The 17,564-nt window shown below is 68.9% G+C and carries 18 protein-coding genes; 12 read left to right on the top strand and 6 right to left on the bottom strand.

What is annotated here, in order from left to right:
* Positions 1-67 precede the first annotated feature (67 nt).
* On the top strand, positions 68-220 hold the full coding sequence (locus E6N53_RS20645) for a hypothetical protein (RefSeq protein WP_161569886.1): 153 nt from the start codon (positions 68-70) through the stop codon (positions 218-220).
* 27 nt (positions 221-247) lie between these two features.
* On the opposite strand, the gene lrp is transcribed toward E6N53_RS20645, so the two are convergent.
* Entirely contained in the window at positions 248-706 is a 459-nt protein-coding gene (lrp, locus tag E6N53_RS05590) for an HTH-type transcriptional regulator Lrp (protein WP_136600740.1), read from the bottom strand.
* A gap of 126 nt (positions 707-832) precedes the next feature.
* On the opposite strand from lrp, the gene glnA reads away from it, so the two are divergent.
* Positions 833-2,206, top strand: coding sequence for a type I glutamate--ammonia ligase (gene glnA / locus E6N53_RS05585; protein WP_136600739.1), 1,374 nt, complete (start codon positions 833-835; stop codon positions 2,204-2,206).
* A gap of 103 nt (positions 2,207-2,309) precedes the next feature.
* On the opposite strand, the gene E6N53_RS05580 is transcribed toward glnA, so the two are convergent.
* Positions 2,310-3,164: a phosphatase PAP2 family protein gene (locus E6N53_RS05580; RefSeq protein WP_136600738.1), complete on the bottom strand. Its 855-nt coding sequence runs from the start codon at positions 3,162-3,164 to the stop codon at positions 2,310-2,312.
* Between the two features lie 54 nt (positions 3,165-3,218).
* Between E6N53_RS05580 and E6N53_RS05575 the strand changes: the two genes are divergently transcribed.
* Complete coding sequence (locus E6N53_RS05575) at positions 3,219-3,860, top strand: DedA family protein (protein ID WP_142857578.1); 642 nt, start codon at positions 3,219-3,221, stop codon at positions 3,858-3,860.
* A gap of 83 nt (positions 3,861-3,943) precedes the next feature.
* Here the strand turns inward: E6N53_RS05575 and E6N53_RS05570 are convergent, their stop codons facing one another.
* Both E6N53_RS05570 and E6N53_RS05565 read right to left on the bottom strand, forming a co-directional pair.
* A complete protein-coding gene (locus E6N53_RS05570; protein WP_142857576.1) occupies positions 3,944-5,188 on the bottom strand; it encodes a YihY/virulence factor BrkB family protein in 1,245 nt (414 codons plus the stop codon).
* A gap of 60 nt (positions 5,189-5,248) precedes the next feature.
* Positions 5,249-6,370, bottom strand: coding sequence for a tRNA (guanine(26)-N(2))-dimethyltransferase (locus tag E6N53_RS05565; RefSeq protein WP_142857574.1), 1,122 nt, complete (start codon positions 6,368-6,370; stop codon positions 5,249-5,251).
* 235 nt (positions 6,371-6,605) lie between these two features.
* Here E6N53_RS05565 and E6N53_RS05560 point away from each other — a divergent pair, with 235 nt between their 5' ends.
* The 5 genes from E6N53_RS05560 to E6N53_RS05540 all read left to right on the top strand — a co-directional run bounded on the left by E6N53_RS05560 (position 6,606) and on the right by E6N53_RS05540 (position 9,758).
* A complete protein-coding gene (locus E6N53_RS05560) occupies positions 6,606-6,893 on the top strand; it encodes a hypothetical protein (protein ID WP_136589953.1) in 288 nt (95 codons plus the stop codon).
* Between the two features lie 139 nt (positions 6,894-7,032).
* Positions 7,033-7,857, top strand: coding sequence for an HVO_0234 family beta-propeller protein (locus tag E6N53_RS05555; protein ID WP_142857572.1), 825 nt, complete (start codon positions 7,033-7,035; stop codon positions 7,855-7,857).
* Between the two features lie 109 nt (positions 7,858-7,966).
* Positions 7,967-8,833, top strand: coding sequence for a ribose-phosphate diphosphokinase (locus tag E6N53_RS05550; RefSeq protein ID WP_142857570.1), 867 nt, complete (start codon positions 7,967-7,969; stop codon positions 8,831-8,833).
* 54 nt (positions 8,834-8,887) lie between these two features.
* Complete coding sequence (locus E6N53_RS05545) at positions 8,888-9,118, top strand: DUF7860 family protein (protein WP_142857569.1); 231 nt, start codon at positions 8,888-8,890, stop codon at positions 9,116-9,118.
* Positions 9,119-9,125: 7 nt separating this feature from the next.
* The gene (locus tag E6N53_RS05540) at positions 9,126-9,758 is read left to right on the top strand and encodes a uracil-DNA glycosylase (RefSeq protein ID WP_201741083.1); all 633 of its coding nucleotides are present in this window, start codon (positions 9,126-9,128) and stop codon (positions 9,756-9,758) included.
* 6 nt (positions 9,759-9,764) lie between these two features.
* Here the strand turns inward: E6N53_RS05540 and E6N53_RS05535 are convergent, their stop codons facing one another.
* Complete coding sequence (locus tag E6N53_RS05535; protein WP_142857568.1) at positions 9,765-10,775, bottom strand: hypothetical protein; 1,011 nt, start codon at positions 10,773-10,775, stop codon at positions 9,765-9,767.
* A gap of 22 nt (positions 10,776-10,797) precedes the next feature.
* Between E6N53_RS05535 and E6N53_RS20640 the strand changes: the two genes are divergently transcribed.
* Complete coding sequence (locus tag E6N53_RS20640) at positions 10,798-10,959, top strand: hypothetical protein (RefSeq protein ID WP_161569887.1); 162 nt, start codon at positions 10,798-10,800, stop codon at positions 10,957-10,959.
* Positions 10,960-11,005: 46 nt separating this feature from the next.
* Here E6N53_RS20640 and E6N53_RS20960 read toward each other — a convergent pair whose 3' ends face one another.
* Positions 11,006-12,586 carry a winged helix-turn-helix transcriptional regulator gene (locus tag E6N53_RS20960; protein WP_201741082.1) on the bottom strand — a complete coding sequence of 527 codons (1,581 nt, stop codon included), beginning with the start codon at positions 12,584-12,586 and terminating at the stop codon, positions 11,006-11,008.
* 276 nt (positions 12,587-12,862) lie between these two features.
* On the opposite strand from E6N53_RS20960, the gene E6N53_RS05525 reads away from it, so the two are divergent.
* The 3 genes from E6N53_RS05525 to E6N53_RS05515 all read left to right on the top strand — a co-directional run bounded on the left by E6N53_RS05525 (position 12,863) and on the right by E6N53_RS05515 (position 17,428).
* The gene (locus E6N53_RS05525; protein ID WP_161596514.1) at positions 12,863-13,552 is read left to right on the top strand and encodes a sugar-transfer associated ATP-grasp domain-containing protein; all 690 of its coding nucleotides are present in this window, start codon (positions 12,863-12,865) and stop codon (positions 13,550-13,552) included.
* 214 nt (positions 13,553-13,766) lie between these two features.
* Positions 13,767-16,031: a sugar-transfer associated ATP-grasp domain-containing protein gene (locus tag E6N53_RS05520; protein WP_142857565.1), complete on the top strand. Its 2,265-nt coding sequence runs from the start codon at positions 13,767-13,769 to the stop codon at positions 16,029-16,031.
* Positions 16,028-17,428 carry a hypothetical protein gene (locus tag E6N53_RS05515; protein WP_142857563.1) on the top strand — a complete coding sequence of 467 codons (1,401 nt, stop codon included), beginning with the start codon at positions 16,028-16,030 and terminating at the stop codon, positions 17,426-17,428. The genes E6N53_RS05520 and E6N53_RS05515 overlap by 4 nt, the downstream gene beginning before the upstream one ends.
* The last annotated feature ends 136 nt before the right edge of the window (positions 17,429-17,564 follow it).

The raw sequence follows: 17,564 nt of genomic DNA, 5'->3' as shown, positions 1-17,564 counted from the left end.
CGGCCAGTTCGGAGAGCCGAAGCGACCGTGCCCAACGTTTATTCGAGTGTAGTCGTCTCTCTCACACATGGTGACACTCCGCTGTGAGGGATGTGGGCGCGACATCGCGATGCACGAACTCGAGGCGAAGACCGTCACAGAGCGCGATGGCTTTACCACTCGGTACCGGTGTCCGTTCTGCCACGAGGGTATCGACGACGTCGCCGAGAGCCTCGGGTGAGTCGCCCGTCGGGGGCGGCCGAGCGGGTTACTCGTTGATCTCCAGCTCGAACTGTTCGTTCTCCACGACGGCGTTGAGGACGACGGAGGTGTTCGACTCGCGGATGTCGGCGTCGGTCAACAGCTGCTTGATCTGCTTGTTCATGCCGTCGGTGTCTCGGAACTTCCCGATGGCGATGATGTCGTAGTCACCGGTGACCTCGTACACCGAAATCATCTGGTTCTGCTCGCGCAGTCGGTCGGTAATCTCCGGGAGCGCGCTCCCTTCGACTTTCAGCTGGATGACCGCCGTGACGTCGTAGCCGAGCGCGTCGTAGTTGACGATGGGGGTGTACCCCTCGATGACGCCCTCCTCTTCGAGGTCGCGGAGGTGGTTCGAGACCGTCGTCACGGAGACGTCGAGGTCCTCTGCGAGGCTTCTGAGGCTGGCGCGTCCGTCTCCGAGCAGTTCGTTGATGAGTTTGGCGTCGAGGTTTTCGTACGTCATTACAGTTCAAAAGAGGTCCGGGGGTTTAGAATTTTATGAATGACCAGTTCTCTACCGGCACTCGCCGACCTTGCACTAAGCGACAAGGTCTTTATACTGGCTGTATAGGCGTAGAGTGTCCAGAAGATGACGGACGAACACACAGCACCAGATGGCGGTCTGACTGACGAAGCACAAGCAGTATTGGACGAAATCGAAGAGAAGAACGTCAATTTCCTCCGACTCCAGTTCACCGATATTCTCGGAACCGTGAAGAACGTCTCCGTGCCGGCGTCGCAGGCCGAGAAGGCGTTCACCGAGGGAATCTACTTCGACGGGTCCTCCATCGAGGGGTTCGTCCGTATCCAGGAGTCCGACATGCGGCTCAAACCCGACCCGTCGACGTTCGCGGTGTTGCCGTGGCGCAGCACCGAGTCGGGCTCTGCAGCCCGGTTCATGTGCGACGTCATCGACACCTCGACCGGCGAGCCCTTCACGGGCGACCCGCGCTACGTCCTGAAACAAGCGCTCGCCCGCGCCGAGGAGATGGGCTACGAGGTCAACGCCGCACCCGAGCCCGAGTTCTTCCTGTTCGAGGAGGACGAAGACGGCCGCGCGACGACGAAGACGAACGACGCCGGCGGCTACTTCGACGTCGCCCCCAAGGACCTCGCGAGTGACGTCCGTCGTGACATCATCTACGGCCTCGAAGAGATGGGCTTCGAGATGGAGGCCAGCCACCACGAGGTCGCCGAGGGCCAACACGAGATCAACTTCAAGTACGACGATGCGCTCTCGACGGCGGACAACGTCGCGACGTTCCGGATGGTCGTCCGCGCCATCGCGGCCGAACACGGCTACCACGCGACGTTCATGCCGAAACCCATCCCGCGCATCAACGGCTCCGGGATGCACACCCACATCTCGCTGTTCACCGAGGACGGCGAGAACGCGTTCCACGACGACGACGACGAGTTCAACCTGAGCGAGACGGCTCACTCCTTCCTCGCGGGGGTCCTCGAGCACGCCCCGGCGCTCGCCGCCATCACCAACCCGACGGTCAACAGCTACAAGCGACTCGTCCCCGGCTACGAGGCACCCGTCTACGTCGCCTGGTCCGACCGGAACCGCTCGGCGCTCATCCGCAAGCCGGCCGCGCGCGTCCCGGCCGCCTCGCGTATCGAGGCGCGCTTCCCCGACCCGTCCTGCAACCCCTACCTCGCGCTCGCCGTGCTCATCCACGCCGGGCTCGACGGCATCGAGGCGGGTCTCGAAGCCCCCGACCCGATCCGCGAGAACATCTACGAGTTCGACGAGGCCAAGCGCGAGGAGTACGGCATCACGACGCTGCCGTCGAACCTCGGCGAGGCGCTCGACGCGCTCGAGGCCGACGAGGCCGTCCAGGAGGCGCTGGGCACTCACGTGTACGAGAAGTTCGTCGAGGCCAAGACCCACGAGTACGACGAGTTCCGCATCGACGTCTCGCAGTGGGAACTCGACCAGTACCTCGAGAAGTTCTGAGCGCGACGCACAGCCCACGACCGGTTTCTTTTGCCACCTCGACCGGAGAGCCAGCGGACTCCACGTCACCGGCGAGAAACGCGGTGAAGACCGCGCCGGTCCATCACTCGACGAGCCGCCCGGCCACGCGCGGCAGCACGAACAACAGTCCGACGCAGCCACCGGCGAGCCCCATCGTCAGCAGGTCGGAGATGGCCGCCGCCTCCGCGGCAGCACCGACCGAGAGGAGGCCACCGAGAACGACCGGGAGGCCGACGACGGTGACGGCCGTTCCTCGTGGCGGGAGCGACCGTCCCACGGGTTCGACCGTGGGTTCGACGGCGCGCCACCCGACCCACCCGCCGAGCGTCGCGCCGACGGTCAAGAGCGTGTTCACGGAGCCCGACAGGAAGAGCGCGACGAGGGCGGCGACGGCGGCGGCAGCGAACACGCGGTCGACCGCAGCGTGTGAGGGCGGCTCGGTACGGTCGCGCCACGTGGCTGCGAGGACGGCACCGACGAGGGCGACCCCCGCGACGGTGCCGACGACGACGTCGACGAGGTAGTGGACGCCGATGACGACGCGAGAGGCGGCGACGATGGGGACCACGAGGGCCGCGAGCGCGAGGCGGACGCGGCGTCGGCCGGTGTCGAGCGCGAGCGCCGCCGTCCCCCAGACGACGGTCGCCCCGAGCGCGTGGCCGCTCGGGAAGCCGTAGCCGTCTTCGAGCGCGCCGGGCGGACGGGGGAGCGCGAACGCCGATTTCAGCGCGAGCGTCACCCCGAGGGCGACGAAGGCGGTGGCGAAGACGAAGCCGACGCGGCGACGGTCGAGGCCGAGGCGGTCGGAGACGGCGTAGAGCAGGGCGAGCCCACCGAGGAGAGGCCACGGGTCACCGAGGGTGGTGAGGAGCCCGAACAGTTCGACGACGACGGGGGGAAACTCAGAGACGACGGCGAGTTCACCGAGTCCGCGCATAGGGAAAGAGACGAGACACGAGACATATAACTCGGTGGGTCCTCTCAGGAGGTAGTGGTCTCGGTCGATGCGTTCACGCAGGCACTCATCGGCTTCATCCAGACGTACGGCTACCTCGCGCTGTTCGTCTTCATCGTCTTAGAGACGGCGTGGATCATCCACTTCGCCCCCTCCGAGGTAATCATCCCCGTCGCCGCGGCGTATCTGGTCACGACTCCCGAGGAGTTCGCGCTGTTCGTCGCGGTCGGGACGGTCGGTGCGGTCATCGGGAGCCTGCTCGCGTACTACCTCTTCGGCGTCAACGGTGACCGTGTCCTCCAGCGGTACGGACACGTCCTGCGCGTGCCCGAATCGGAGGTCGAACGGAGCAAGGCGTGGTTCCGTCGGTGGGGCGAGGGGCTGATGTTCTGGGGTCGGGTCGTCCCGGTCCTCCGCACGCCCATCTCGGTCCCCGCGGGCTTCGCTCGGATGAGTGTCCGAACGTTCACCGTCTACTCGTTCGGCGGGTGGGCCATCTACAACGCCGCCCTGGTGTGGCTCGTCTACGCCGAGGCGGGTGAACGCGCGCCGATCGACTACGTCATCGAGCCGCTCGGGCGGGCGGCCGAGTCAAGCCCGACGCTCCTCGCCGCGGTCGGCCTCGTCGCCTGTCTCGGCGGCGCGGCGTGGTGGTGGCGGCGGCGGCAGGCGGTCTGAGCCGAGCCGGGTCGGCACTCGCAACGGTGGCAACGCAACGGTGAGCCGGACGCCAGCGGTGTGAAGGAAGCGAGGGGACGGCCCTAGCTCCGCCGGTCGCGAACCGCGTCGGCGGCGCGCGCGGGGACCGAGAGCGCGTTGAACCCGACGCCGACGAGGATGAAGAGGGTGTAGAGCCCGAGCGTCGACAAGAACAGCACGAGCATGGCGACGATGGCCCAGACGCCGTCGAGGAAGAAGAACGCGCCGAGCGTCATCACCGTCCCGTACAGCAACACGAGGTACGGCCCCCAGCCGCGCGCTTTCCCCCGGCGCATCCGCCGTCGGACGTAGCGTTTCAGCTCGGCTTCGACGTCGGCTTTGGGGAGCGTCCGTTCGTCCACGTCGCGTTCGAAGTCGTCGAGGTCGGCCCGGAGTTCCTCCACCTGGCGTTCGAGGTCGGAGATGTCAGGCGCACCGCTCGGTTCGACCCTGCCTTCGAAGTCGGGTTCGCCCTCGCTCATTTCTGCTGATTCGTCACGTCGGCCTCCCGCGTGTTGTAGCTGCCGGTCCCGGTCATCACCCGTCCGCCCGCCGGTGACCGCGTTGACGACGGCGCCGGTGAGAATGAGGATACCCGAGAAGTAGAACCACGTCATCAACAACAACAAGGCACCGAGCGCGCCCGCGACGCTCCCCCCGGCCTGCTGGGCGTAGATACCGAACACCGTCCCCAGGACGGCCCACCCGAGTGCCGCGAACACCGTCCCCGGGAGGACCTCTCGAACCGAGACGTCGACGTCGGGGAGGATGTAGTAGAGGGGAAGGAACGCGACGGTGAGCGTGCCGAGGAGCAAGAAGGGGCCGGCGAGGTCGACGAGCGCCGAGTCGAGGAGGGCGATGAGGCTCCCGAGGACGACGACACCGGCGACGCCCACGCCGATGGAGACGAGCGCTGCAGCCCCGTCTTTCAGCTGGTCGACGATGCCCCGACCGGCGACGGCGTAGATTCGCCCGAACGCCGTGTCGAGCCCGCGGAACACCTTCAGCGACCCCCAGACCGTGAGCAAGAGGCTCACGACGCCGAGGCTTCCCTGTGAGGTCCGGTCGGCGAGCGCCTGCCCGATGAGCGCCTCCCCCGCGGGGAGGTTGGCGTTGACCTGTGCCATGATCTGCGCCCGGAACGGCTCGCCGCCGACGAGGACGGCGACGACGAGCGCCAGCACCAAGAGCGGGACGAGCGAGACGAGGATGTAGTACGAGATGCTTGCCGCGAGGAACGTCACCTCCTTCTCACGAACCGTGTTCAAGACGGTGCGGGCGGTTCCCATCGAAGAACGTGTAGCCATCGCGCGAGGTTTCAATCCGCCGATACAAGAAGACGACGCCTCCGTCGCGTCGCGAGGGGTTCAAAACAGGTCGCTCGTCGCCGCTCGCATCTCCGCGACCGTCGCCGTCGTCTTGAGCGCGGTGCCGTGGTAGTGCGCACGAGACGCCTCGTGGCCTGCCGCTCGGAGGGCCTCGACGAACTCGTCCATCGCGGGCGCGGGGAGTCCCCACTGCTTACAGAGTTTGTGCTGGTCGTAGTGAGTCGGCGTCTCGACCTCGGCGGCGAGCGTCTCCAGGAGCGACCGCGCCGCCTTCGCCTCGCCCATGTCGTCGGTCACCGCGTCGTGAACAGTGTGGGTGAACGCCGCGTCTCGAACCGCCCCGAGCCAGATGGGGCCGGCCGTGCGAACCGACGCGCCACAGTGAGCACACTCGTCGGGCGGATGGGCGACGAGACCGAACTCGTGCTCGCGGTGGAGACACTGGTCGCAGTGGTAGACGTAGCCCAGTTCCTCCAGCGTCGAGTCGGCGCTGGTCGCGCGGTGGTCGAGTTCGAGGTAGGTCCGCGCGTAATGGCGGGTGACGTGTGACAGGACGGGGACGGCGGCAGTGTCGTAGCGGGCGGCGGTGCGGACGAGCGCCGAGACGAGCACGCGCAGCCCCATCTCGGCGTGGTATTCGGTGTTCTGTGGGACTGTCGCGTACTTGCGCACACCGGAGTTGTAATGCGCACCACAGAGCGGTGCGGTGTCCGTCGCCGTCACGCAGACGAGGTCACGGGTGTTGGCGAAGGCGCTGTCGACGAAGGGGATGGGTGTGCCGAACGGGTCGATGTCGACGACGTCGAACGGCCCCTCGTCGTGCAAGAGCGCGTTGACGTCGCGGTGGACCGCCGCGCCGTCGAGGTCGTTCCGCGCGAGGTTCGCCTGCGCCAACTGGACGGCGTCGGCGTCGACGTCGGCACAGGTCACGTCGTAGCCGGCGAGGCCGGCACGAACCCCTCTGATTCCCGAGGCGGCCATCGCGTCGAGGTACGACGCCGCGCGGGGGTCGCGGTCGCGGTAGGCGCGGAGGACCGCGACGGTGACGTCGCGGTTGAGTTCCTGCGTCGGGTTGAAGAAGACGCCGTCGCCACTCCCGTCGGAGGCGCCGTCGCGGGCTTCGGGCACCTCGACCGCGGCGCCCCCTTCGCTGACGAGCATACGCTCACTCGCCGAGCGCCGGGCAAAGCGGTTGTGGTACGGGGATGTGAGCGCGGTGACCGAACACCTTTTGCTCGCCGGGCCAGAACCGCGTGCCGTGACCGGCGTCGACGACACCGAGGTCGAAAGCGGCGAGAGCGACGACGCCGACGCGGGCGACGCTGTCGACCGGGGGGCCGACCCGGCGACGGACTGGCGTGCGGCGCTCGCCGAGCGGGGGAAACTCACTCCCGCCATCGTCGACGCCATCATCTCGACACACGAGAGACGGGGCCAGCGGGCCATCGAGGCCGTCTCGGAGGGGCGCGTGAAACGCTACCGGGATTTCACCGTGGTGGTGGGCTACGACGACGAGTACATCGTCGAGGAGGGCCAGTGCACCTGCAAGGACGCCGAGTACAACCTCGACCAGTCCGACCCGACAGAGCGCTGCTGGCACTCGCTGGCGGTCGATGTCGCCGAAGCCCTGGGGGAGGTCGACCACCACGACATGTGGTACTCGGAGGTCAGGGAGTTCCTCTGAGCGGCGGTGAGCGCCGAGTGGTCGGTCGCCCAAGAGGGGAAGCAGCCACCGACCCGCCACGCCGCACGAAGCGCCGACACCGGTTCGGGAGAGTGAGTCGAGCGGAAGCACTTTCTCGTCGCACGCTCGACTCGATGGTATGACCGACGGCGACCTCTCCATCGAAGAGAAACGGGTCTTCTCGTCGAAGGCTGGTAAGACCGAGGCGTTCGTCGCCGCGGGGGTTGGCTGTGTCGTGGTCGACGTCTCGGGGGACCTGGTCGGCGGCTTTCGGGTCGACCACCACTGTACCGCGCGGGACGTCGCCGGACGCGACGGACGAATCGCCGTCGCCACCGACGAGGACGTCCTGCTCGCCCCAGGCTACGAGGCGACAGGGTTCGGCCCGGCGGTGGGGGTGGGGCTCACCGCCGACGAGGTCGTCGCCGTCGGCGAAGACGGGCGAGTCGGTCGGCTCGGGTTCGACGCGGCCCTCGACGGGGCGTCGTGGCGAACCGTCGGGAGCGTCGACGACCCGCGTGCGGTCGACGGACGGCTCGTCGCGGCCGAAGACGGCGTCTTCCGCGTCTCCGACCGTGACCTCCGCCACGCCGGCCTCGACGACGTCCGAGACGTGGCCGCGGCCGGGCCGTTCGCCGCGACTGGAACGGGACTGTTCTATCTGGGGAACGGCTGGATGGTGGTCGAAGCGGGTGCGTGGGACGTCGTCGACGCGGCACCGGACGGACGCGCGCACGCCGTCGGAGCACCCGGCATCAGACGGCGCACCGAGCGGGACGGCGGCGAGTGGCGCACCGTCGACCGCACGGACCTCGCGACAGACGAGACGCCCATCGAGTTCGCGTACGGTGACGACGTCGTCTGCGCGATTACCGGTGAGGGGACGTTCCTCGTCGACGCGGGCGACGGGTCGCGAACGCAGGCGCTCGGCCTCCGCGACGTCGGCGGCGTGGCCATCCCCTGACCGGACCGAACCGGACCAGACGTGATCGTCGTGCGGTTCGACCGGGAGCGGACCGTCGGCCAGCCGGAGACGAAAACGCGTTTAACTCACCGCGGAGTGACCGTCGAGTATGATAGTACCAGGTTCGCGGTCGCAGGCGCTGGCTGCGGCGCTCGCGACGACGCTCGACGACACCCTCGCCGTCCCCGAATTTGATCGGTTTCCGGACGGGGAGACGTTCGCGGCGGTGCCGGCGGCCGGGGCGGACACGCCCGAGCGGGCCGTCGTCGTCGCCGCGACGCCCTCGAACGACGCCTACGTCGAACTGCTCCAGCTGCAGGACGCCCTCCGAGAGGCGGGCGTCGAATCGCTCGTGACCGTCATCCCGTACATGGGGTACGCGCGCCAGGACAAGGTGTTCGAGCCCGGTCAGCCCATCTCCGCGCGGGCGATGGCGCGGGCGGTCTCGACCAGTACCGACCGGGTCGTGCTCGTCACACCACACGAACCCGCGGTGCGGGAGTTCTTCGACGTCCCGGTCGACATCGTCGACGCCGCCGACCGGCTCGCCGTGCCACTCGCCGGCCTCGACACGCCGCTCGACGACCCGCTCTTCCTCTCGCCGGACGACGGTGCCATCGACCTCGCGCGGGCGGTCCGCGACGCGCACGGGGCGGGCGGCACCGACTACTTCGAGAAGACGCGTCACTCGGGGACCGAGGTGAGCATCGAGCCGTCTGACGCGCCAGTCGAGGGGCGGGACGTCGTCATCACGGACGATATCATCGCCACGGGGTCGACGATGGCCGAGTCCGTGGCCGTCCTCCGCGAGCGTGGGGCCGACCGCATCTTCACCGCCTGCGTCCACCCCCTCCTCGCGCGGGCCGCGCGGACGAAACTCGAAGCCGCCGGCGTCGAACGGGTGTACGGGACCGACACGCTGGAGCGCGACGTCAGCGTCGTCAGCGCCGCCCCGGTGGTGGCGGACGTACTGTAGGCCGTCGAGGCGCGCGCAAAAAGCATATACGCTCGTCCGACAGAGTCGAGAACGATGGCAGGACGATACGGAGATATCGACTACCCTCGGACGACGAAACGCGGAATGCTCCTCGGGGCGGCGCTCTTCGCCGTCGGCGTCCTCGGTGAGGTCGTCGGCTCGGCGTTCTTCGGCCCGCTGCCCGCGTGGGAACACACGCTCTTTTTCGACCTCGAAGTGCTCGGCGTCGTGCTCCTCCTCGTGGTCCCGTTCGTCTTCGGAATCGCGCTCCCGCTGACGGAGTAGCGCGGCCGTGGGCGACTCGCTGTACCCGTCGCGTCGGACCGTCCTCGAAGCCGACTGTCGGCGGTGTCCGGGGCTCGCCGAGTGTCGAACGCGGATCTCGTGGGGGACCGGCCCCACCGACGCCGACGTCGTCGTGGTGGGCGAAGCGCCGGGTGCGGGCGACCCCGACGCCGACCAGTGGCGCGGGGGCAACCACACCGGGATGGCGTACACCACCCGGCATTCGGGCCGCCGTATCAGGGCCCTGTTCGACCGACTCGGGTACGAGCCGTACTTCACCAACGCCGTGAAGTGCTTCCCCGAGGGCGAGGAGGGGACGAACCGGGAGCCGACGAGCGAGGAGCGGGCGAACTGCCGACCCTACCTCGAACGCGAACTCGACGAGGTCGCGCCCGCGGTCGTCGCGGCGACCGGCAAGCACGCGACGGCGACGCTGCTGGCCGTCGAGGGGCGCTCACTCGACGGCTTCGTCGACCGCGTGCTCACACCCGAGCGACTCCCCGCTCTCGACACGTGGCTGCTTCCCCTCCTGCACCCCTCGTACCAGGACGTCTGGGTGGCTCGACTCGGTTACGACGACGGGGCGTACGAGGCCGCCCTCCGCGAGACGCTCGCCGCACTCGTCGGCGAGCCCAGCTGAGCCCGCTCAGAAGAACTTGTGGGCCTCCTTGCCGTACACCTCGGGAGCGACGTCGACGACGCCCTCGTCGTGCAGCGACGTGAAGAACGTCGCGTCGCTCCAGTAGTACTCGTCGAACACCGACCGGGCGGTGACGTTCATGACCGGGGGGAGAGCGGGGTCGTCCCGTTCGACGAAGAGCGCGACGTTGAAGCTGTTCAACCCCAGCGAGGCGTAGTACGAGAGGACGTCGACCAGTCCCTCCGCGAAGTCGTGGGTCACGTCGCCGCGCGGGTCGGGGACGCCGGAGTGGATCTGTGCGGCGACGCCGACGAGGTGGCGGTGGTGTTTCGGGGCGAACGGCGCGAGCCAGTGGACGTTACCGATCTCCGCGACGTAGCGGTCACCGCCGCGCTCGTCGATAGCCAGTTCCGACCAGTACACCTCGTCGTTGGCGTCGTAGAAGTCGCGGGCGGCCTCGGCGACGCGGCGCTGTTCGTTCGTCCCACGGTCGTCGACGAGCGTCTGCATGTGTGGGTGGATGAGGCTCGACCCCGCCGGTCGAAGGTAGTTCATGTTCACCGACGCGAAGCGGGCGTCGTCGTCGTGGTCGAAGACGTCGCGGACGTACTGGAAGGCCGCACAGAGGCCGTCGGCGAACTGCTCCGTGGTGAACTCGTCGATAGGGACGAAGTGCTCTTCGGTGAGCGCGACCACGTTCGAGTACGCGCCGTAGGGGTTGAGGTTCGGAAACGACGTCGCCTCGCCGCTCTTGCCCCGGTCGGGGGCAATCCAGTCGGGGTACTTCGGCGTCGCCTCCTCGACGGTTCCGGGGCAGAAGAAACAGCCCTCGCTGTCGAGAACCGAGTCGTCGATGGCTGGCGACTCCGGCATCAGGAAGTTGTCCGTGACGACCCGGGCCGTCCGGCCGGTGAGCGGGTCCACTCTGACCTCGGTCTCGACGGTCGTCTCCTCGAAATCCTCGAGCGGGCTGTAGAAGGTCGCCTCCTGGACCTGCCGTTCAAATTCGATTGACATGACCGGGGGTTGGGCGGGTCGGGTGAAAAGCGTAGCCCCGGGCGAGGGCCATCCGCTCGTCGTCGGCACCGGATTCTCCTGTCCCGTCCGTGACACTGACGCGGACGAGACCGTCACCACCGAGGAGGCGACGGCGACCTCCGAGCGCACCGACGACGGTCGCGTCGTTCGCAACCGGTGGTGAACGGCGAACGGTAAGCGGCGAACGACGAGCAGGCCACACGTCGGCGTCAGTCGTCGGCTGCCGTCCGATCGGCACCCGGTCCACTCTCGGCGAACGGCCCCTGAGAGAGGAGTGCCTCGACGCCCGGCGTGAGCCGGTTCGTCACCGCCTGCCCGTCGCGCTCGCGCTCGACGAGCCCCTGCGCTTCCAGTCGGGTGAGGTGGTGTGAGACCGTGCTCGGGTCGCGGTCGACCCGGTCGGCGAGGCCAGACACCGAGTCCGGCGAGGCCGTGAGCGCTTCCAGGATGGCACGGGTCGAGTCACCCTCGAGGGCGACGTCAAGTGCGTCCGGCGAACTACCGATGGGGTAGTACCGCCGCTTTCCCTGGACCTTCTCGGAGGTGACGAGCCTCTCGCGCTCAAGAATCTTCAGGTGGTACCGGACCGTCCCGAGGGTGGCGTCGACGGCTGGAGTATCCTCGAACGCCGAGAGGTACGTGCCCGGCTCAGCCTGGACGTGGTCGTACAACTCCGCGCGGGTGTCGTGTTCGAGCGGGTCGTTACCCGCCCACTTCGTGTAGCCCGCCGCGGCGAGAACCCGGCCGACCCAGTCCGAGGCGACGGCCTGTACCCGATCGGCGAGGTCCACGAGCGACGAGCGGGCGAGACGCGCGAGGCCGCGCGGGGCGGTCGTGGCCGTCGTCGATGCGACGCTCGCCGCACTCGCACTCGCGCCCGTCGACCCCGAGAAGGCGACGCGACGGGCGATGGCACCCGCCGCCAGCGCCCCGGCACCGATGGCCACGCCTGTACCCGCAGACTCCGGACCGAAGCCGGTCGAGTCGACGCCCTCCGACCCGCCCGAGTCGTCATCGTCGTTCCTGGCGGCGACAGCGACCTCGGTCCGCTCCGCGGGCTCGGAGTCGGGTTCGACCGCTGTCTTCGACGTTCCGCGTTCGGTTCGCTCGGTGGCCCGTGTCTCGGTCTCGTTCCGCCCCGTCTCGGCATCCGTCTCGGTCTCTCTCTCAGCCGTCTCCGTCTCCGTCTCCTCCTCAGCCGTCTCCGTCTCCGTCTCCTCCTCAGCCGTCTCCGTCTCTCTCTCGGCCGTCTCCGTCTCCTCCTCAGCCGTCTCCGTCTCTCTCTCGGCCGTCTCCGTCTCCCTCTCGGCCGTCTCCGTCTCTCTCTCGGCCGTCTCCGTCTCCCTCTCGGCCGTCTCCGTCTCCCTCTCGGCCGTCTCCGTCTCCCCCTCAGCCGTCTCGGTCGTCTCCGTCTCTGCAGACTCATCGCCATCCGTTGAATCCGAGTCCGTCGAATCCGAGTCCGCCGAGTCGGAGTCTGTCGAGTCGGAATCCGTTGAATCGGAGTCTGTCGAATCAGAGTCAATCGAATCGGAATCCGTTGAACCCGAATCCGTCGAGTCGGAGTCTGTCGAGTCGGAGTCTGTCGAGTCGGAGTCTGTCGAGTCGGAGTCCGTCGAACCCGAATCCCCGTCACCGTCACCATCGCTGTCACTCTCTGCCGAGAAGTCGGTGACGGGGCCACTCGTGAGCGGGGCAGCGTCACCGGTCGAGGCGTCGGGTGTTGCAGCCGCGAGGGTCGGCGCGAATACGAGCAAAGCGACGACCACGAGGGCAGGAGTGGCGCGCATGGAAGACTGGTCAGTTTCGCGGTAGGACTGACGTGTCTAATGTGTTCCGGAGAGTTATCCCGGTCGAGACGAGCGCCGAGACGGCCGGAAGCGGCTCTGACACGGGGACTCCGTCCCCGTGCGTCGGACGACAGGAGCAAGCGTAGCGTGGTCGCACAGTGGCGTGCGACGGTCGGCACGCGAGTAAGCGGGGACGGACGTCCCGCTGTGACCCACGCATCACCCTTTGGATGCGTTTGCGAGAGACCCTTTTCTCTCTCTGATAGGCCTGACTGTATGGACTGGGAGACGTTCACGGCGAAAGAACACGAACCCGCGGACACGGCACACGGCTGTGAGCCCCCGGAGCCAGCGGCGTTCGTGGCCGGCTTCCACCCAAGCGGTGTTGCGGACATCCGTCTCGTCGTCTACCGTGGCTACCCCGTCGTGGCGCTGGCGCGGGTGCCGACCGAGGCGTCGAGCGGGTCCGTGAGCCTCTACCACGGGGCGCTCGGCGTTCGGCTCTCCGTATCCGACGGGGCGGCGGACGGGGCGTGCCGCCTCGTATCGCCGGAGACGGTAGCCAGGCACCCCGATACGGGTGTGCCGCTGACCGGCGTCCGGATACCGAACTGGGAAGCGGTCGTCGGAGCGGCGACGCGCGCCGTCGACACGCCCGGCATCTGTTACGTCGTCGACGTCACGCTGGCCGCGGGCGACGACCCGGTGGTGCTGGCCGTCGACAGCCGTCCCGGACTGGCGCTGCAGGACACGAGGGAGAGCGGGCTGTTCCGCCGGCTCCGGTTCGTCAACGCTCTCCCGGACGACTGCGACCAGCGTCCCGTCCACGGACGACTCGAAGACGTCCGCGAGTGGACGCGTGCGGAGTTCTCGCTGCGGGCACTCCCCGCTGGCGTCGACGTTCGACTCGGCAGGACCGTCGGGCGTGGCCGCGACGTATTCGTCGGGGCGAACAGACAGCCGTGAGGCCGCCCGGTGAACGAGACGCCCGGACCCTCGACCCCCGTCGCACTCCGTCGGCCACCGGTCCGTCAACGCGTTCTCTCCCGTCGCTACCGTCGCTCTCGACCGGGTCTACCGCCGCCACTAGCCGCTCGGAGACGCCACGGGCGGCGTCGGTCACACACCCTTTGGACGCGTTTGTGAGAGACCCCTTTATACCCCAGTCGAACGTCGAGCCATGGCCCACGACGCGGGCAGACGAACCGACGGCAGTCTCGAACACGAACCACCCGGTGGAGGCGATTCGGGCACCCACCGGAACGCCGCGAGTGCGTGGCTCGGAGAGCAGGCACGGACGTTCGGCCCACTCGTCCTCCTCGCGAGCCTGCTCAGCGCCGCCGGCGTGCTGGTCGGCCAGACGGTCGGCCTCTCGGTCGCACTCGACCGGTCGCGAATCTTCTTCCAGATCGTGCTCGCCGGCGCGGTGATGGCCGTCGTCAGAAACGAGGTCGGCCTGCGGACGTACGGCCTGTTCGCGCCGGTCGTCATCGCGTTCATCATGGTCGGCGCGGGTCCGGTCTGGGGCGCGATACTGTTCGTGAACGTGCTGGTGGTGACGCTTCTCAGCTACCGCGCGCTGCAGCCACTGAAGCTCGGAACCGCACCGCGCGTCGCCGTGTTGCTCTCTGTCGCGGGAATCGCAACGGCGCTAGCGTTCGTCGCCAGCGACGTCGGCCTCCTGCCGCCACTCACGAACTCACAGGAGGTGTTCTTCCCGACCATCATCAGCGCGTGGTACGCCGACCGTGCGGCCTCCGACATCGAAGAGCGCGGCTGGACCGCACCCGCGAAGCGTCTCCTGGGGACGCTCGTCGCCATCGTCGTCGCGTATCTGGTCATCTCGACCGACGCGCTCGTCGACTGGTTCATGACGACGCCGGTCGCGTGGGGCGTGACGCTACTCCTGGTGGCGTATCTCGGCTCGCGTCCGACCTTCCGGCTCTCGGAGCTCCGCCGCTTCGGCGGCCACTTCGACGGCAGACGCGGGCCGGTGTCGGTCGGCGTACTTCGGCTTCGACTGCGCCTGGCGCGGTACGGACGCAGACTGGCTCGGCTCGCCGGCCGCGACGTCGACGAGCCCGAACTCGAGGAGACGGAAGTGCTCGCGATGAAGCGCCGCAACCAGTACATCGAGGAGTACAACCCACCGCATCTCCGACCGAGCGCGGACGAGAAGGCGCACGTCAACCGCCGCTTCACGGGCCTCGGCGTCGAGTCCCCCAGGACGTACGCGGTCGTCGACGACAGCACCGACCTCGACGTCGCGAGCCGCGTCGTCACAGAGCGCGACGAGTTCGTCGTCAAGCCCAGCAAGGGGTACGGCGGCGAGGGAATCGTCGTCGTCTCCGGCCGCGACGGCGACGAGTATCGGACCTCGAAGGGGCCGATGACCGAACGCGACCTCGTCGACCACGTCCGACGCATCGTCGACGGGCAGTACAGCGGCCTCGAATCGGACGGGAAGGCAATTCTCGAGGAGAAGCTGACCCCCGCGGCGTTCATGCGTGACCTCCACGGTGATGGCGTCGCCGACGTCCGCGTCATCGTCTTCCGTGGGTACCCGGTGATGGCGATGACACGGCTCCCAACCCAGGCATCCGACGGCGCGGCGAACCTCCACCTGGGGGCCGTGGGCGTCGGCCTGAACGTCGCCGACGGCACGCCGCTCGGCGCGTTCCAGCAGTCCCGCGACAGGGAACTCGACGCCCACCCCGACACGGGCGCGTCGCTGACGGACTTCCGGCTGCCGAACTGGGACGGGGTCGTCGAGACCGCCGTCGAGGCGGCGGCCGCCTCCGGCCTGGGCTACACCGGTGTCGACGTGGTGCTGACCGAAGGGGACGTCCCGAAGGTGCTGGAGGTGAACGTCCGGCCCGGCCTGGGCATCCAGAACACCACCGGAGACGGACTCTTCCGGCGGCTGGAGTTCGTCGAGTCGCTCCCCGCGGAGTACGAGTATCTGCCTGCCGAACGGAAGATCGAACTCGCCCAGGAGTGGGACGCGGCCGGCTACGCCGCCGAAGCGCTTCCGGACGCGGACGCCCTGCACGAGAGCCAGACGACAGCGGCCGTCGACTCCGTCGGAACGGCGGTCGAACCCACCCAGAGGACGGGTGAAGCGGACGCTGTGGACGCGGCGGACGCCGTCGGTCCAGCGAACACCGACGCGAACCGCGAGGGGAGAGCGACCGACGAAGACGCCGACGAGACCACCGACGGAGCGGAGACGACGGTCGAGCGGACCGGGTCGGAGCGCCTCGTCCGGCGGCGGCTCTCGACCATCGGGGGCGGGCTGACGAGCGGGGCGCTGCTCACGGGTGCGCTCCTCGTCGGGTTCCCGGTGTTCACGGCGCTGTTCGTCCTCGTCGCCGTCGGCTTCGTCGGCAGGCTCTGCGTGGAGGCGTTCGGCCTCACGGGCGTCTTCGGAGACGAGCGCGAATGAGCCCCCTCGGCACGGAGACGCGGCCGGCGGTCGTCGCCGTGGCACTGGTGCTCCTCGTCGTGGCGACGGCTGGCCCCGTCCCCGCGGCTGCGTCGCCGAGCGGAGCGGCAGAGACTGCGACGGCGACCCAGGGCGAGAACGTGCTGACGTTCACGCACGCGTTCGAGCGCCTGCCCGACCGGGAAGGGACGGTCCGGGTGACGGTCGAGACGGCGGTTCCCGACTCGGTGACGGGCGTCTCTGTCTCGCCGCCCGACGGAGCCGACGTGGTCGAGACCACCGGCTACGAACAGACCACGGACGGAACGTGGACGTGGGACGGCGCGGCGTCGGCCGTCGACCGGCCGACCATCACCTACGTCGCGGACGTCGACCGGCGCGACGAGGGCACGCTCGAGGCGACGAGCACGGGCGACTGGGCGCTGTTCAACTGGCGCACCGCGGACGTCGCGTGGCGCTACAGTCGGAGGGCAGACGCGCCCGAACCGGCCGTCGTCGAGCGTGGCGAGCCCGTGGGCGAGGGCGTCGTCGGCCCTGGCTACGCCTACCTCGGCCCGTACGAGACCGAGACGCGGACGGTCGACGGCGAGACCATCCGCCTCGTCGTCCCGGCGGCGGCCGACATGGTCTCGTCGCCCGACGCCGTCGCCGACGCCCTCGCCGGTGCCTCCGACGACCTGCGCGTCGGCGCGCGGAACGAGCGGCTGACCGTCTTCGTCGCGCCGACACCCATCGACGCGCCCGGGAAGCTGTCGCGAGCGCAGGTCGACGGCCGACAGGACATGTACGTCGGTGCCGACCGGCCGCTCGAGACGGCGGACAACGCGTGGTTCCACGAGTACGTCCACAGCCGCCAGGCGTACGAGGCCGGGTCGGGGATGCGGTGGTTCGACGACGCCAGCGCGGAGTATTACGCGGCGCGGCTCGCCTCGGAGGGTGGTCACGTCTCGGAGGCGGCGTTCGTCGAGTACGTCCGCACCGACGAGACGAACGACGCGGTGCTTCGCGAGAGCCGGAGCGTCACCGACCGCGCGAGCTACTTCAAGGGGATGCGCGTGCTCGCGGCGCTCGACGTCGAGGTCAGAGAAGCGAGCGACGGCGACAGGACGCTCCAGGACGTGTTCGCCGCTGTGAACGCCCACGACGGGACGGTGACGGACGAGACGTTCGCGACGCTCGTCGAGGAGACGGTCGGTGAACCCCGCGACGAGTGGCTCGCCACGTACGTCGGGACGGACGCGACTCCCACCGTGCCCGACTCGGTGGCGGAGGCGACGACGGAGCGACCGACGCGGGAGATGCTCGAACCGGAGGGGCAGGCCGCTCCGCTCGTCGGCGCGCTCCTGTTCGCCGGGGCGCTCGCCGTCATCGGGGGGCTCCGCTTACACCGACGCTGACTCCCTCGACGCTCCCGCTTCGGCCCACCACACGCCGAGTCGCGTGTTCCCCGGTTCGAGCACGGTGACCGGGGGTGTCCTCTCACGTCTCCGCGACAGCCGAGGACGGTCTCCGCGCGGGGCCGGCCGCGGCTGT

Source organism: Salinigranum halophilum, assembly GCF_007004735.1.
GTDB lineage: Archaea > Halobacteriota > Halobacteria > Halobacteriales > Haloferacaceae > Salinigranum > Salinigranum halophilum.
The sequence above is the reverse complement of the archived record's forward strand: the minus strand, read 5'-3'. Positions and strand labels throughout refer to the sequence as shown.

Excerpts from the sequence above, each read along its gene's own strand:
- E6N53_RS05550 (WP_142857570.1), top strand. The coding sequence starts at position 7,967 with ATGATAGTACCAGGTTCGCGGTCGCAGGCGCTGGCTGCGGCGCTCGCG.
- E6N53_RS05545 (WP_142857569.1), top strand. The coding sequence starts at position 8,888 with ATGGCAGGACGATACGGAGATATCGACTACCCTCGGACGACGAAACGC.
- E6N53_RS05555 (WP_142857572.1), top strand. The coding sequence starts at position 7,033 with ATGACCGACGGCGACCTCTCCATCGAAGAGAAACGGGTCTTCTCGTCG.
- E6N53_RS20960 (WP_201741082.1), bottom strand. The coding sequence starts at position 12,586 with ATGCGCGCCACTCCTGCCCTCGTGGTCGTCGCTTTGCTCGTATTCGCG.
- glnA (WP_136600739.1), top strand. The coding sequence starts at position 833 with ATGACGGACGAACACACAGCACCAGATGGCGGTCTGACTGACGAAGCA.
- E6N53_RS05535 (WP_142857568.1), bottom strand. The coding sequence starts at position 10,775 with ATGTCAATCGAATTTGAACGGCAGGTCCAGGAGGCGACCTTCTACAGC.
- E6N53_RS05570 (WP_142857576.1), bottom strand. The coding sequence starts at position 5,188 with ATGGCTACACGTTCTTCGATGGGAACCGCCCGCACCGTCTTGAACACG.
- E6N53_RS05580 (WP_136600738.1), bottom strand. The coding sequence starts at position 3,164 with ATGCGCGGACTCGGTGAACTCGCCGTCGTCTCTGAGTTTCCCCCCGTC.
- E6N53_RS05525 (WP_161596514.1), top strand. The coding sequence starts at position 12,863 with ATGGACTGGGAGACGTTCACGGCGAAAGAACACGAACCCGCGGACACG.
- E6N53_RS20645 (WP_161569886.1), top strand. The coding sequence starts at position 68 with ATGGTGACACTCCGCTGTGAGGGATGTGGGCGCGACATCGCGATGCAC.
- E6N53_RS05520 (WP_142857565.1), top strand. The coding sequence starts at position 13,767 with ATGGCCCACGACGCGGGCAGACGAACCGACGGCAGTCTCGAACACGAA.
- E6N53_RS05565 (WP_142857574.1), bottom strand. The coding sequence starts at position 6,370 with ATGCTCGTCAGCGAAGGGGGCGCCGCGGTCGAGGTGCCCGAAGCCCGC.
- E6N53_RS05515 (WP_142857563.1), top strand. The coding sequence starts at position 16,028 with ATGAGCCCCCTCGGCACGGAGACGCGGCCGGCGGTCGTCGCCGTGGCA.
- lrp (WP_136600740.1), bottom strand. The coding sequence starts at position 706 with ATGACGTACGAAAACCTCGACGCCAAACTCATCAACGAACTGCTCGGA.